Raw genomic sequence first — 14,870 nt, 5'->3', positions numbered from 1 at the left:
CGGCGCGTTAGAAATGCTCAGCTTACAGTGGGAATGATCCCATTCCTAGGCCTTATTGTTCCGAACATTGTCACAATGTACCGCGGAGATCACTTGAAAAATAGTCTTACACATACGGCGTTAATGGGAGCGGTATTTGTTCTTATTTGCGATATCCTTGGCCGGGTTATTATTTATCCGTATGAAATTCCAATTGGAATGACAGTAGGAGTTATTGGGAGCGGGATCTTCCTTTACTTAATTCTGAGGAGAAAATGACATGAAATTTAAAACAAAAATGATCTCCCTCTTTATTGTGGCCGTCGTGTTCATCGCCCTGTTTCTATTCGTGGATATCGGATCTAATTGGGATTACGTACTTCCTAGAAGAGGTAAAAAGATTCTTGCAATCATTTTAACGGGGGCGGTTATTGCCTTTTCAACGATTGTGTTTCAAACGATTACAAATAACAGAATCCTCACACCGAGCATTATTGGTCTGGATTCACTTTATATGCTAATCCAAACGTTCTTGATTTTTGCAATGGGTTCAATGAATTTAGTTGTTGTTAACAAAAATGTTAACTTCCTAATATCCGTTGCATTGATGGTCCTATTTGCTGGACTTTTGTATAAAGTCCTTTTTAAGAGAGAAGGGCAAAATATTTATCTGCTTTTACTGGTTGGAATAATCTTTGGAACGTTTTTCGGAAGTGTGACAACTTTTCTTCAGGTTTTAATTGATCCGAATGAATTTCAAATCGTTCAAGACCGGATGTTTGCCAGTTTTAACAATGTAAATACAGATTTGCTCATTATTTCATTTATTACTTTGCTGGCTGTTTCGATATATTTTGCCAAATTTATTAAGTATCTGGATGTCCTGTCTCTCGGTAAGGAGCAAGCCGTTAACCTAGGGGTCGATTATGATTATGTTGTAAAGCGGCTGCTGATTGTTATCGCCATTCTAGTTTCAGTTTCGACCGCTCTTGTTGGTCCAATTACCTTTTTAGGTCTGCTAGTTGCCAATGTTGCCCACGAGTTCTTAAAAACCTATCAGCACAAACACTTGATTCTCGGATCCGTTTTGATCAGTATAATTGCGCTTGTAGGCGGACAGTTCATTGTAGAAAGAGTATTCACATTCTCAACCACAATTAGTGTCATTATTAACTTTATTGGCGGAATTTACTTTATTTATCTTTTATTAAAGGAGAGTAAATCATGGTAGATGTAATACATGTTTCGAAAGAATATGGAAATAAAAAGGTAGTCGATGATGTTTCTGTAACCATTCAAAAAGGAAAAATAACTTCTTTTATTGGACCAAACGGAGCTGGTAAAAGTACCTTGCTGTCAATGATAAGCCGCCTTATTACCAAGGATAACGGAGAGATCCTTATCGATGGACAGGAAGTTACGAAAAGTAATAGCAATCAGCTGGCGAAGAAGATATCCATTTTAAAGCAGTCTAATCACATCAACATTAGGCTTACGATTAGAGAGCTGGTTTCCTTTGGGCGTTTTCCGTATTCACAAGGAAGACTGACGAAGGAAGACTGGGCGTATGTAGACGAAGCAATTAACTATATGGAATTAGAAGAAATGCAGCATAAGTACCTGGATGAGTTAAGTGGCGGACAGAGGCAAAGAGCATACATTGCCATGGTCATCGCTCAGAACACGGAATATATCCTGCTTGACGAGCCGTTAAATAACTTGGATATGAAACACTCTGTTCAAATTATGAAAGTTCTAAGAAGGCTGACAGATGAACTTGGAAAAACAGTTGTGATTGTTTTGCATGATATTAACTTTGCATCCTGCTATTCTGATTATATTGTTGCTTTAAAAGATGGAAAGGTAATCAAAGAAGGAACGACATCAGAAATTATTGACCGAAACGTTTTAAATGCTGTTTATGATATGGATTTTCAAATCGAATGCATAAACAATAATAAAATATGTATCTTCTTTTCCTAAGAGGATAGAATCTAGTACTCTTAGAGTTGCTAATAATTAAAGAGGTGTAAATGGTGAGAAGAAAAATTACTTTGTTTATAACGGCAGCCATCTTATCTATTGTTACAACAGCTTGCGGAAACAATGATTCTGAACTGGCTGACTCTACGGCAAAAGCTGATACGAAAGCATCAGAGGAACTAGTGATTAAACATCAGCTAGGTGAAACAAAAGTTGAAAAGAATCCAGAAACAGTGGTGGTATTTGATTTTGGTGTACTGGATACTTTGGATCAGCTAGGGGTAGAGGTTAAAGGAGTACCACAAGCAAATATCCCTAGCTACCTAGAAGAATACAAAGATGGAAAGTATGAGAATGCTGGGGGCTTAAAAGAACCCGACTTTGAGAAAATAAGTGAAATGGATCCTGATGTTATTATCATTTCTGGCAGACAGCAGGATGCATACGAAGAACTGAGTGAAATTGCTCCGACACTTTTTATGAGAGTCGATACTGCTAATTACATGGAATCTTTTACAGAGAATACGAAAACCTTAGGTGAAATTTTCGGCAAAGAGAAAGAAGTAGAGACGGAGCTTTATAAACTGAATGAAAGAGTTAAAGCCATTCAGGAAGTTACCGAAAATAGTGACAAGAACGGTTTGGTTATATTGGCAAACGAAGGTAACATTAGTGCATACGGACCAGGTTCTAGGTTTGGAATCATTCATGATGTTTTTGGTGTGAAGCCAGCAGATGATAAAATTAAAGTTTCAGATCACGGTGATACGATTTCGTTCGAATACATTTTGAAAAAGGACCCGGATTTTTTATTTGTAGTTGACCGTGGAGCCGCAGTGGAAGGTGGTCAATCGTCAGCAAAATCGATCGTGGAAAATGAACTTGTGAAAAAAACCAATGCGTACAATAATGAAAATATTGTTTATCTTGATCCGAACTATTGGTACTTATCAGGCGGAGGTTTAGTTTCTGTTAGTGAGATGATCAATGAAATTGAGGAAGCGATCAAATAATATTTCAACCCAATGCAGGCTTTTTATAAGCCTACATTGGGTTTTTTATAGGTAAAAAACATTCATAGCCTAACCTATGGAAGCTAGGTCTTGATAAAAGCTAACTAGGCGCTGATGCAAGACCGTTATCATTCGAGCAGCCGAAATTATCATGCATCCATCCATGAGGGAAGCATGATGGGAAGCTATACAGCATGCTTCACAGGCGGGAAGTTCAATAATGAGGTATGAGCAATGAGTTTTTATGAAGATGGCGATTAAGCGGAGAAGTTTTTTAGTTTAGCCAGTCTAGGTCCGCAACCACATAATATACTGTGCTTAAGTAGGGTTATCTCAGACTTGCAGGTTTTGCATTCTCTTTTCTCTAGTTTCATCACAAACCTCCTACTATCAATCTTGGCATGATACACAAACTCCATAAAACTCTAAATGATGGTGCTTTATTGAGTAATTTGTCAGGTCTGAAGCTGCGTTTTCGATTTCTTTTAAAGAAGGATAATTAAAATCTGCAATTTTGCCGCATAAATCACATATTATATGATAATGATCAGGTTTATTAATTTCATATTTACTATATCCTGTCCCATAAGGCAATTCCTTGAAGATGCCTATTTTTACAAACAGTTTAATATTATTGTACAAAGTAGCCATGCTGATATATGGGAGCTTTTGATGAATATCTTCCACGGTAGGGTGATCTTTAATTGAAAAGACCGTTTTCAGTATTAATAGCCTCTGCGGAGTTACCCGTAATCCATGTTCTTTTAAAAAGGGAATAAGGTCGGTCCCGTTATCAGGCATAGTTATCATCCTTTTTTGTCCTATATTAGATCAGGTATCCACATAATAGTGGATACCTGATTTTTTTATCCAGCTCCAGCGCTTGTCGAGGCTGTCAAGGCACTTTCGCTTTTGTTCTTAAGATTTAATAGTTAACTGTTCAAAACTTCTTGTGGGATCTCTATTCCAAGGCCGTCAGCAATCCGTTTGCCGTACTCAGGATCAGCTTTGTAGAAATGCATGATTTGGCGATGTTTAATTTCTTCCAAAGCTACCGGCTTCATTGCCCCTACGATAGTTTCAACTAGACGGCTGCGCTCGTCTTCGCTCATGAGTCTGTACAAGTCGCCTGCCTGTGTATAGTGGTCATGGTGATCGTATGCTACACTGTCAGCCATGCCGGTAACCGTGTAGGGAGTTGTTTTATTTTCTTCGGTTTCTGCTGGGCCGCTGAAGCTGTTTGGCTCATAATACACTGAGCCTCCTCCATTATTATCAGAACGCATTTGGCCATCGCGCTGGTAGTTATTAACCTCTGATTTAGGGCGGTTAATTGGAAGAAGGGTATGATTAGCCCCAACGCGGTAGCGATGTGCATCCGAATAAGCGAACAGGCGCCCTTGCAGCATTTTATCAGGTGAAGCCTCAATTCCAGGCACAAATGAGCCAGGAGAGAATGTAGCTTGTTCTACTTCAGCGAAGTAGTTTTCAGGATTTTTATTTAAAACCATTCGGCCTGCTTCAATCAGAGGATAATCCTTTTGGGACCAAACCTTCGTAACATCAAACGGGTCAAAGCGATAAGTATTAGCATCTTCAAGTGGCATGATTTGTACATACAATTTCCATGCTGGGAAATCACCCTGTTCGATTGCATTAAATAAATCTTCTGTATGGTAATCTGGGTTTTCACCTGCGATTTTAGCTGCAACATCTGGTGCTAGATTCTTTATCCCCTGTTCGGTTTTAAAGTGATATTTTACCCAAACTCCTTCACCCTTTTCGTTTACCCACTTAAAGGTATGGCTGCCAAATCCATGCATATGGCGGAGAGTTGCCGGAATACCACGGTCAGACATTAGGATGGATACTTGGTGAAGTGACTCTGGTGAATGTGACCAAAAGTCCCAAACAGCCGTAGGATTTTTCAAATGTGTTTTAGGATCTCTTTTTTGAGTATGGATAAAATCAGGGAACTTAATGGCGTCTCTGATAAAGAATACAGGAGTGTTATTGCCAACTAAATCATAGTTTCCTTCTTCAGTGTAGAACTTTACAGCAAATCCACGAGGATCACGGACTGTGTCAGCGGAGCCAAGCTCTCCTGCTACAGTTGAGAAACGGATAAACATTGGAGTGTGTTTGCCGACTTTTGATAAAAATGCTGCCTTTGTATATTTTGATAGATCATTTGTAACTTCAAAGTAACCATGCGCTCCAGCACCCTTAGCATGCACGACACGTTCAGGAACACGTTCCCTATTAAAGTGGGCTAGCTTTTCTAACAGGTGGACATCTTGGATTAAAGTAGGACCGCGGGAACCTGCAGTCATTGAATTTTGATTATCACCAACGGGTGCTCCCCAGCCGGTTGTAAGTCTTGTCTTATTTTCGCTCATTTTCTTATCTCCCTTGCAATTAAAATTTAAGAACTTATATTTAAATGATAACACTTTTCATTTGAAAATCAATACTAAATTATAATTATTTTAATCTAGTAATCATTATTTTTAAAATTAACATAGATTGCGAGGATTGGAGTCAATTAAACTGTAGAATAAAATGCCATTGGGCCTACGGTAATACTGTGTCTAAGAGAGATCTGAACCACAAGAATGATAATACTTAAACTAAAATAGGAGATTAAATGGGAATGAGAAAATTGCCTAATCCTCCTTTCACAGGAATTCCATAGAGAGAGTTATAATGTTTAACGGGTTTTTTTATACATTCAGCAATATAAATCAGAATTCCTGAACAAAAGGTGATCATCTAGCCAGTTCATACAAAACACAATTGCCTGGAATTCTTAATACCGCCGCACCCCCCTCTATCTATTAATGTGTATTCTAATTAACTAGGATCTAATCCTCTGAATATTGATGAAATTTGTGTCAACCCGGTGAAAGTATTCAAACTGTGTTTGGAAATGGTTCCGTGGAGTCCGAATGGAGTGCTGATTCGGACAGCTCAAGGCGGAAATGGCTCGGGGGAGTCCGAATGGAAGGCTGATTCGGACAGCCCAAGGCGGAAATGGTTCCGTGGAGTCCGAATGGAAGGCTGATTCGGACAGCTCAAGGCGGAAATGGTTCTGTGGAGTCCGAATGGAAGGCTGATTCGGACAGCTCAAGGCGGAAATGGTTCCGTGGAGTCCGAATGGAAGGCTGATTCGGACAGCTCAAGGCGGAAATGGTTCCGTGGAGTCCGAATGCGAGGCTGATTCGGACAGTTCAAGGCGGAAATGGTTCTGTGGAGTCCGAATGCAAGGCTGATTTGGACAGCTCAAGGCGGAAATGGCTACGCATGGCTGACCCAAGCTTATTAACTAATTGGTCATATCGAACTAATTAATCAGTGGCAGGCATTTTCAATTGTTCACGCTCATTAAACTGATTTTTGGTTATCAAAGTTGGTCAGCTCTAGGTAATTATTTATTGATTAATTTTAATAAACTGGATTGGAGCGTGGGGTGGCGACTCCGGCGTGGAAAGCGGGAAAGTCCGAGACTCTGGCCTGAGCACAACGAGGGAAGCGCTCGGCCCCGCCCTCGGAAAGCGTCCACGAGGAGTGGAAACTCAACCACACTGGTTATTCTATCTTAATTCAAAAATAAAAAAGACCATAGGGAAACTCACAGTTCTTTGAGTTTCCCTATGGTCTAGAGGAGGCTTCATAAAAACCAGCTCTTTATACGGTGGGGCGAGGTTATGATTTCATAAGTTCAGCAACAATTTCAAATGAGCGAAGCCGTGCTGTATGATCGTAAATTTGGGCATTCACCATAATCTCGTCTGCTTTTGTTTCATTAATAAAAGAGTGCAGCTTTGTCCGAACTGAATCAGGGTCGCCAATCATGGAGGAGCCAAGCTGCTTTTTAAGAATTTCTTTTTCATAGCTGCTCCAATGTTCTTCCATGCTATCAACCGGTGGCTGAAGCGGTCCTGGGGTATTACGGATTAAATTTAAAAATTGCTGCTGCATCGAAGTTGCCAGCCGATGAGCTTCATTTTCAGAATCAGCAGTTATAACATTGACCCCTACCATTGAATAAGGTTTATCAAGAACTGCCGAAGGTCGGAAATTCCTATGATACAGCGATAATGCTGGCAATGTGTTTTCTGGTGAGAAATGGCTGGCAAATGCAAATGGCAGTCCAAGCTGTCCGGCAAGCTGTGCACTGTAACCACTAGAGCCTAGGAGCCAAATTGGGATATTTAAACCTTCGCCAGGTATTGCACGCACCTTGCCGTTGTTCCCGGGTGGCGGGTTGAAATATGCACGCAGTTCCTCTAATTGTTCTGGGAAGTCCTGGCCATCAGTTCGACGATCCCGTCTTAATGCTTGTGCTGTAAGCTGATCAGTTCCAGGTGCTCGTCCTAATCCGAGGTCAATCCTTCCTGGATACAAAGATTCAAGGGTGCCAAACTGCTCGGCAATGACAAGGGATGCATGATTTGGAAGCATAATTCCCCCTGATCCTACGCGAATGGTTGAAGTTCCGCCAGCAACATGACCGATAACAACTGAGGTTGCTGAACTGGCAATACCAGGCATATTATGGTGTTCTGCCAGCCAATACCGATGATAACCCCATTTCTCCGCATGTTGAGCTAAGTCAAGGGTGTTCCTCAATGAATCTGCAGGAGTTCCCCCTTTAACAATCGGGGCTAAATCAAGGACGGAATGTCGAATATCTCTTAACTGTTTCCCGTTTGTTTTACTATTAGAAAGCACTGTCTCATCCTCTTTCTTTTATGGTTAACTGAAATTGTGTTTGATGTTTCATTTAAGGCAATAGTAACAAGTTAATTTCATTCAGCAAAATAAAAAGGATTATTCTTTATAATTTCGTATTCTTGCATATGTACATTTATAACCTTATTATGTAGTTTAACATGAAGATTAATCCAAATATGACAATGATGAATGGAGAGATAAGATGGAAAATAAGCTGCCTCCCGGGCAATTTGAAACAGTAAAATGGCCGATTTTGCATGTAGGAGATACTTATGATTTTAATGTAGAAGAGTGGGGATTCAGGCTGTTTGGCCAGGTTGAAAATGAGATTACCTTGTCATATAAGGAATTTATGGAACTTCCCAAATCGATATCAACTGTTAATATGCATTGTGTAACGACATGGTCGAAATTCGGCACAACCTTTGAAGGGGTTCCTTTCAGGGAACTTTTCAAATTAGCCCAACCTACCCAAGAGATTAAATATGTGCAAATTTATGGATATTATGATGGCGACCGTTTCGGATACTCAGCTAACTTGCCAATAGAACCTTTAATGGGGGATGATTCGCTGTTTGTCTATCGCTGGAAAGATGAGCTAAATGACTGGCAGGATCTGGACCCTAAACATGGTTATCCTTTACGATTTATCCCGCCTGAAACGTTTTACCTATGGAAAGGTACGAAATGGGTTTCAGGAATTCGCTTTATGAGTGAAGATGAGGCTGGTTTTTGGGAGGAAATGGGCTACTCAATGACAGCTAATCCATTTAAAGAGGAAAGATACCGCTAGCATGGCTGAGAGGGCGGTGAAAGCCCAATGAGTGGCGGTATTCCCTTAGACTGTTAAAGAATATGTTTATTGGAGTGAAGCGTTTGTGGCTTCTACATAGGGAGCTGAAGTTTGCACGTAATCCTTTTATTTGTATATTTCGGTAGCAGTCATACTTCCAGCTCCAAAGGGCTGCACTCCTACATTATATTTTTAAGAAACTGATGTGCGCGGTTTCTAAAATGAATTTTCCTTGCACGTATCCTGCTCGTCGCACCCCGTTCAACCTAGGTCCAGCTATTTAGGAAAAAGTCTGGCAGATAACCTCACAAGATTTATGTAAATATTTTTAGCTGCCTATATAATTTAGGGAATTAACTAAAGATAGGGGTGTGGTTATGACAGGTGAATTCATGAAAGTCGCTCTTCAGATCGCTTTTGAAAACGTTTCTGAAAGTCATGGCGGACCATTCGGAGCTGTCGTAGTAAAGGATGGGAAGATTGTTGGAACGGGAAGGAATGAAGTGACATATTTAAATGACCCGAGCGCCCACGCTGAGATTCAGGCAATTAGGTCAGCTTGCAAGACTTTAAACACGTTTCAGCTTGATGGATGTGAAATATATTCCAGTTGTGAACCGTGTCCGATGTGCATGGGAGCCATCTTCTGGGCAAGGCCAAAGGCAGTTTATTTTGCCTGCACTAAGGAGGACGCTGCTAAAATTGGCTTTGATGATCAGTTCATCTATGAACAGTTAGCCCTCGCTGTAGAGGAGCGTCAACTCAAAATGATTCAGCTGTCTGATCAAACTGCGGAGGAACCTTTTAAAGCATGGACTGATTCTATGCAAAAAGTTACTTATTAATAAAGACGGAGGAGCAACTTATGAGTAAAGATATCCTAACTAGGAGAATTGCCGTTGCTGCTGGGAGAGAACTAGCTGATTCCGTTATTAAAAATGGGAAAATAATTGATGTGTTTAATGGAGAACTAATTGAAGGTGATATAGCCATTGTCGATGGATATTTTGCCGGAATTGGAACATTTGAGGGGAAGATCGAAATTGATGCTAAAGGATCATTTATTTCTCCAGCGCTTATAGATGCTCATGTTCACATAGAATCTTCAATGATCACACCAGCGGAATTTGCTAATGTTGTTCTCATGCATGGTGTAACGACGGTTATTACAGATCCTCATGAAATAGCCAATGTGTCAGGTGCAGCTGGAATCCAGTATATGCTCGATTCCAGCGACCATCTTTCTGTTGATGTGATGGTCATGCTGCCTTCCTCTGTTCCTGCAGCTGATTTTGAATATTCAGGAGCTGTATTAAATATGGAGGAACTAAGCCCCTTTTTAGGACATCCGAGAGTGCTTGGGCTTGCCGAAGTAATGAATTTTCCAGCTGTAAAAAACAGTGATGTGTCCATGCTTGATAAAATTTCCGAAACCTTAAAGGTGGGTAAACGGATTGATGGCCATGCTGCAGGTCTTTCAGATAATGACCTAAATATATATATGGCAGCCGGGATACGCTCTGATCATGAAGGCACTACTGCTGAGGAAGCAAAGGATCGCATTAGAAAGGGTATGTATCTAATGATTAGGGAAGGAACGGTTGCCAAAGATTTAAAAAATATTATCAGCGCCGTTACCGATCGTAATTCTAGACGCTGTTTATTTGTAACGGATGATAAACACCTGGATGACCTGATCGAAGAAGGTAGTGTTGACCACAATATTCGCCTCGCAATTTTAGAGGGGCTAGATCCCATTACAGCTATTCAAATGGCTACGATTAACCCTGCAGAATATTATGGACTTCACGACAAAGGGGCAATCGCTCCTGGGTACCAGGCAGACTTCCTACTTATAGATAATATTGAGGAAGTTACCATCAGGGAGGTATATAAAAGCGGAAAGGTAGTCGTATCAAGAGGAAAGCTTATAACGCCAGAGGATCACCCTGTAACGAAACGAGCTGGAGTTATCAATACAGTTCATTTTCGGGATCTATGTAAAACTGATTTGCAGATTGTGACACCGACCCCATTAGCTAATATCATTAAAATAAACCCGAATAGCCTTGTGACAAAGCATATTGTTGATAAGATTGATTTAGACGACGAGGGAAGGTTTCAACCCTCGAATATTACGGATTATATTAAGCTGGCTCTTATTGAACGGCATAAGGGGACAGGTCTTATTGGCTTAGGTATAGTTCACGGTCTTGGCTTGGAAGATGGAGCCATTGCTTCAACGGTGGCCCATGATTCCCATAATCTAATTATAGCCGGTGTAAATGACCAGGACATTCTTCTGGCGGCCAATGAGCTAAAAAGAATGCAAGGTGGATTGGTTGCTGTAAAAAATGGAGAAGTGCTTGCGGCTTTAGAGCTTCCGGTTGCTGGGTTAATTTCAACTCTACCGTTTAAGGAGGTATATAACCAACTCAAACAATTGAATTTGGCGTTGAAGGAATTGGGGGCAAGTGAAAGTTTTAATCCGTTTTTAACTTTATCATTTCTAGCCTTACCTGTTATTCCAGAGTTAAAATTAACCGTCCAAGGACTATTCGATGTTAAGAGTTACAGGCATATTGAGGTTGGAATCCCTGTTGTACATTCGAAGAATATATAAAACGGACATAATGGTGGTAAAAGAAGAAAACTCATTATAAAGAGCATGAAAAAAAGCAGTGTGCAACTGCTTTTTTATTGTTTAGACAACTATAAAATCCATTCTGTGGATTACTGCATGTTTTTTTATTCTGCTCTAGCGCGGCTAGTGTACTTATTATCGCCCTAAGATAAGTCAACATTGCTTCCCTCTTGGTTGGCTTTATTCCATACGTTGCTTAACGCGTACCTTAGCTTGCACTTTGCCTGTTATTTCTTTTTGGCTTCATTTTGACCGTAACGTAATTGTTCTGGATCAGTCTCGCCCTTATCTTTAGGCAACTTACCGCCCAAACGGACATTTGGATAATTAGTTTCTTTTCTGCTCATTGTGACCTCCGTAAATTTAGTGCTTTTATTAACAATCATTCGGAAGCCTGTGGCTGGGTTTATATCCTTAAATAAATGGTGTGTATTATTAAGAGATGGTTTCCCCCAAGCTCCTTGTTTGTAGTGTGGTAAATAAGCCTTAAATTGATGCATCGCTTTGTTTAATAGTCTATATTTGTGTGGTTATGATCTGCGGATGAATAGCGCTTTGCTGGTTAAGAATCCATGATATGTTGTAAGGTTTCGTTAACGAGAAGCCTGGATCGCAAGTTCACCAGAATTTGAAATCACCAATCTGGGGGGCTATGGCAGCAAGTTCACTACATATTCAGGAAAAAGTCCAGTCATGTTAGAGTGGTTGTTTTGGCGGTCGTCTCCATTTTTAATTATTTGGAATAAAAGCAACAAATGCACTATGAGCGTTAAAGAGCATGTAACATATTTAAATAAAATATGGATTTTCTTTAAATTAGTTCTTTTTAATGAATGTACTACTACTATCTTCTCCTCCACCTTTCCAAAACAAATAAACTAGGTCATTCATTCTTTTAAATAATGAAATTTATTGTTGACGTTTTCAGAATTTTAAGATAGACTTTGTGTAACCGGTTACATATAAACCGGCTTTTATTTCACTATTACTGTAACCGGTTACACATTATACTTATTAAAATTTAAATAATCTATTAAGCAATCAATTCCTTAACAAAATCTGATTACAACTAAGGTCGTTCTAGATTTTATAAACTAGAACATATAGTCGAGGGGGATACATAATGAAATCTATTAGAATTGTTTCACCTTGTGGAATGCTAGGGTACGGCTTTCCCAAAGAATCTTTCGATAGAGCTTTTATGCAAGAGATTCATGGGATTGTCGTAGATGCAGGTTCAACGGATGCTGGCCCACATAAGCTTGGTGCAGGAGTTTCGATCGTGAGTAAACGGGCAGTGAAGAAGGATTTAGAGATAATGATGGGAAAAGGGATTCCAAATAAAATTCCAATTATTATTGGCTCTGCGGGTGGGGCGGGAGCTAAGCCGCACGTGGAAAACACCTTAGCCATTATCAATGAAATAATAGAAGAGCGAAAATACAAGGTGAAATTAGCTGTAATTTGGGCGGACTTTACACAACAGGAAATCATTAAGGCTAAACAGAAGGGCAAAATCAAGCCTCTATCTGAAAATATTCCACCCCTATCAGAAGAAGCTATTAACGAAACGCCTAGTATTGTCGCGCAAATGGGACATGAGCCCATTGTAGAAGCACTTAATGAAGGTGTGGATATCATCATTTGTGGTCGGGCATATGATCCATCTCCATTTGCAGCAATTGGCATTCATTCTGGGATGGATGCAGGACTATCTTACCACTTAGGTAAAATCCTAGAATGTGGAGCCCTTTGTGCAGAGCCAGGAACAACCAAAGACAGTATTTTAGGAACCATCTATGAAAATTCCTTTACCGTCGAATCACTCAATCCAAAACGAAATTGTACAACAACGAGTGTAGCAGCACATACCTTTTATGAAAAAGAACACCCATATTACTTACATGGTCCAGGTTTCGCCCTTGATTTATCAGAGTGTAGGTTTATAGAGGAAGCACCCGGGATCATTAAAGTGGAAAATAGTAAATACAAACCAGCACCCACACACATGATTAAATTAGAAGGTGCAAGAAAAATAGCATACCGGACCTTTGTAATAGCTGGAATAAGAGATCCCCTTCTGCTTGAAAAAGTAGAAGAAGTGGAGAAAGAAGTATTAGCGCAAGTAGAGAGTTATTATCCAGAGATCCCTAAATCTGACTACAAAATCCATTTTTATCATTATGGAAAAGATGCGGTTCTTGGGAAAAATGAACCTGCAACGTTTAATAATCATGAAATTGGAGTCCTATTTGAGGTGATTGCTAAAAGTCAAGAGTTAGCAAGCTCGCTTTGTGCCACCCTACGCTCAACCTACCTTCACTACGGATATGAGGGACGGAAGTCGACGGCAGGAAATCTTGCTTTTCCGTTTGCTCCGAGTGATGTGGAGTTTGGCCCTGTGTATGAATTTTCCATCTATCATCTCATGGAAGTAGATAAGAACCCATTCCGAATTGAATACATGGAGGTAGGCTGCGATGGCAAAGTTATATGAACTTGCGAAGGTTCTGCGAAGTAAAAATTCGGGACCATTTGAAGTAACATTGGATATTTTGTTTGACAATCAAGCGTCTTACGAAGAGCTCAAAGCGTCTAATACCATTACAAAAGAGACAATTGCAAGGGCATACAATATAAAAACAAGTGACATTCACCATTTGGTATTTTTTGATCCAGCATTAGGCATTAAGATTACGATGGCACGTGAAGTTTCTTCAGGAAGTGCAGGGGATCGGGATGTGTACGGGGCTCAGCAGCATGCTCCCTTAATGAATATTGAAGTTGGTGGGGAGTAGATGACGATGCAAAGAATAGCAGTAGTCGGTAGTATTAATATCGATTATTTTGTAGAAAGCAAAAGGCTTCCGAAGTTTGGGGAGACCGTTACTGGTGAAAATTTTTTCATGGATTTTGGTGGAAAAGGGGCAAACCAGGCAGTAGCAGCTGCACGACTAGGCGGGGACGTCACCCTCTTTGGCTCAATCGGAAATGATGAACAAAAGGGAGTTCTTTTGGATCATTTTAGAAATGAAAAGGTTAATATCGACCATTTAAATGTTGTGGAGGGTATTTCAACGGGAGCGGCATTCATTCAATTACATAATAGTGAGAATCGAATCATTATCATACCGGGAGCAAATCAGTTCTCAAATGCCATATACGCTGAACAAATTTCTAAGAGCCTAGTAAACTATGACGTATTTTTACTTCAGCTTGAAATACCACTGGAGACACTAGAATACTTGATTCCGATACTATATGAACATAACAAGACAATCATCCTAGACCCAGCACCAGCACAAGTTCTTAACGAAGAGCTTTTAGAAAAAGTAACGTACTTAACACCTAATGAACATGAGTTTTCAGTTGTTATGAATAAACAAAGTGAGATGGCGAATGTGTTAAAAAAATATCCAAATAAACTCATTGTGACCTGTGGGAAAGATGGTGTAAAGTTCCATAATGGAGAAAAGGTAGTTAACATTCCAGCAAGAAAAGTGCAAGCAGTTGATTCAACAGGTGCTGGAGATACCTTCACAGGTGCCTTTACTGTTGCGGTTTCAAAAGGAAAACCACTGGTGGAATGTATTCAGTATGGGACGTATGCAGCGAGCCTTAGTGTTATGAAAAAAGGTGCTCAATCAGGTATGCCCTATCAGGAAGAAATTGACGAAATCATCAAAGAGAGGTGATTGCATTGCGAGTCAAGTTAAAAAGA

At 40.0% G+C, this 14,870-nt stretch carries 12 protein-coding genes and 1 pseudogene; 10 read left to right on the top strand and 3 right to left on the bottom strand.

Translation table 11 applies throughout. From position 1 onward, the window contains the following. Window positions 1-21 precede the first annotated feature (21 nt). From HRJ06_RS19205 to HRJ06_RS19190, 4 genes and pseudogenes are all read left to right on the top strand, one after another. A pseudogene (locus tag HRJ06_RS19205) lies at window positions 22-258 on the top strand (iron chelate uptake ABC transporter family permease subunit); the annotation flags it as partial. A gap of 1 nt (window position 259) precedes the next feature. Continuing rightward, entirely contained in the window at window positions 260-1,210 is a 951-nt protein-coding gene (locus HRJ06_RS19200) for an iron chelate uptake ABC transporter family permease subunit (protein ID WP_174734591.1), read from the top strand. Then, on the top strand, window positions 1,204-1,962 hold the full coding sequence (locus HRJ06_RS19195) for an iron ABC transporter ATP-binding protein (protein WP_174734590.1): 759 nt from the start codon (window positions 1,204-1,206) through the stop codon (window positions 1,960-1,962). Before HRJ06_RS19200 ends, HRJ06_RS19195 begins: the two co-directional genes overlap by 7 nt. A gap of 50 nt (window positions 1,963-2,012) precedes the next feature. Continuing rightward, entirely contained in the window at window positions 2,013-2,975 is a 963-nt protein-coding gene (locus HRJ06_RS19190) for a siderophore ABC transporter substrate-binding protein (protein ID WP_174734589.1), read from the top strand. Window positions 2,976-3,365: 390 nt separating this feature from the next. On the opposite strand, the gene HRJ06_RS19185 is transcribed toward HRJ06_RS19190, so the two are convergent. The 3 genes from HRJ06_RS19185 to HRJ06_RS19175 all read right to left on the bottom strand — a co-directional run bounded on the left by HRJ06_RS19185 (window position 3,366) and on the right by HRJ06_RS19175 (window position 7,709). Next, entirely contained in the window at window positions 3,366-3,776 is a 411-nt protein-coding gene (locus tag HRJ06_RS19185) for a Fur family transcriptional regulator (RefSeq protein WP_277874707.1), read from the bottom strand. A gap of 131 nt (window positions 3,777-3,907) precedes the next feature. Continuing rightward, window positions 3,908-5,374 (bottom strand): catalase KatA, encoded by a 1,467-nt coding sequence (katA, locus tag HRJ06_RS19180; RefSeq protein ID WP_174734587.1) that lies wholly within the window; start codon window positions 5,372-5,374, stop codon window positions 3,908-3,910. A gap of 1,306 nt (window positions 5,375-6,680) precedes the next feature. Beyond that, window positions 6,681-7,709 carry an MsnO8 family LLM class oxidoreductase gene (locus HRJ06_RS19175; RefSeq protein ID WP_174734586.1) on the bottom strand — a complete coding sequence of 343 codons (1,029 nt, stop codon included), beginning with the start codon at window positions 7,707-7,709 and terminating at the stop codon, window positions 6,681-6,683. A gap of 205 nt (window positions 7,710-7,914) precedes the next feature. Between HRJ06_RS19175 and HRJ06_RS19170 the strand changes: the two genes are divergently transcribed. The 6 genes from HRJ06_RS19170 to rbsK all read left to right on the top strand — a co-directional run bounded on the left by HRJ06_RS19170 (window position 7,915) and on the right by rbsK (window position 14,844). Continuing rightward, entirely contained in the window at window positions 7,915-8,505 is a 591-nt protein-coding gene (locus tag HRJ06_RS19170) for a molybdopterin-dependent oxidoreductase (RefSeq protein WP_174734585.1), read from the top strand. Between the two features lie 377 nt (window positions 8,506-8,882). Beyond that, entirely contained in the window at window positions 8,883-9,350 is a 468-nt protein-coding gene (locus tag HRJ06_RS19165) for a nucleoside deaminase (RefSeq protein WP_174734584.1), read from the top strand. 20 nt (window positions 9,351-9,370) lie between these two features. Next, a complete protein-coding gene (gene ade, locus HRJ06_RS19160) occupies window positions 9,371-11,128 on the top strand; it encodes an adenine deaminase (protein ID WP_174734583.1) in 1,758 nt (585 codons plus the stop codon). A gap of 1,144 nt (window positions 11,129-12,272) precedes the next feature. Then, a complete protein-coding gene (locus HRJ06_RS19155; protein ID WP_174734582.1) occupies window positions 12,273-13,646 on the top strand; it encodes an acyclic terpene utilization AtuA family protein in 1,374 nt (457 codons plus the stop codon). After that, on the top strand, window positions 13,630-13,947 hold the full coding sequence (locus tag HRJ06_RS19150; protein ID WP_174734581.1) for a DUF4387 domain-containing protein: 318 nt from the start codon (window positions 13,630-13,632) through the stop codon (window positions 13,945-13,947). Before HRJ06_RS19155 ends, HRJ06_RS19150 begins: the two co-directional genes overlap by 17 nt. Then, the gene (gene rbsK, locus HRJ06_RS19145; protein ID WP_242035301.1) at window positions 13,948-14,844 is read left to right on the top strand and encodes a ribokinase; all 897 of its coding nucleotides are present in this window, start codon (window positions 13,948-13,950) and stop codon (window positions 14,842-14,844) included. It abuts the gene before it with no gap. The last annotated feature ends 26 nt before the right edge of the window (window positions 14,845-14,870 follow it).

Source organism: Mesobacillus harenae (assembly GCF_013343715.1).
GTDB lineage: Bacteria > Bacillota > Bacilli > Bacillales > Cytobacillaceae > Mesobacillus_A > Mesobacillus_A harenae.
Note: the sequence above shows the minus strand (reverse complement) of the source record. Positions and strands in the feature narration are given on the sequence as shown.

Excerpts from the sequence above, each read along its gene's own strand:
- rbsK (WP_242035301.1), top strand. The coding sequence starts at position 13,948 with ATGACGATGCAAAGAATAGCAGTAGTCGGTAGTATTAATATCGATTAT.
- ade (WP_174734583.1), top strand. The coding sequence starts at position 9,371 with ATGAGTAAAGATATCCTAACTAGGAGAATTGCCGTTGCTGCTGGGAGA.
- HRJ06_RS19190 (WP_174734589.1), top strand. The coding sequence starts at position 2,013 with ATGGTGAGAAGAAAAATTACTTTGTTTATAACGGCAGCCATCTTATCT.
- katA (WP_174734587.1), bottom strand. The coding sequence starts at position 5,374 with ATGAGCGAAAATAAGACAAGACTTACAACCGGCTGGGGAGCACCCGTT.
- HRJ06_RS19200 (WP_174734591.1), top strand. The coding sequence starts at position 260 with ATGAAATTTAAAACAAAAATGATCTCCCTCTTTATTGTGGCCGTCGTG.
- HRJ06_RS19155 (WP_174734582.1), top strand. The coding sequence starts at position 12,273 with ATGAAATCTATTAGAATTGTTTCACCTTGTGGAATGCTAGGGTACGGC.
- HRJ06_RS19165 (WP_174734584.1), top strand. The coding sequence starts at position 8,883 with ATGACAGGTGAATTCATGAAAGTCGCTCTTCAGATCGCTTTTGAAAAC.
- HRJ06_RS19170 (WP_174734585.1), top strand. The coding sequence starts at position 7,915 with ATGGAAAATAAGCTGCCTCCCGGGCAATTTGAAACAGTAAAATGGCCG.
- HRJ06_RS19195 (WP_174734590.1), top strand. The coding sequence starts at position 1,204 with ATGGTAGATGTAATACATGTTTCGAAAGAATATGGAAATAAAAAGGTA.
- HRJ06_RS19150 (WP_174734581.1), top strand. The coding sequence starts at position 13,630 with ATGGCAAAGTTATATGAACTTGCGAAGGTTCTGCGAAGTAAAAATTCG.
- HRJ06_RS19185 (WP_277874707.1), bottom strand. The coding sequence starts at position 3,776 with ATGCCTGATAACGGGACCGACCTTATTCCCTTTTTAAAAGAACATGGA.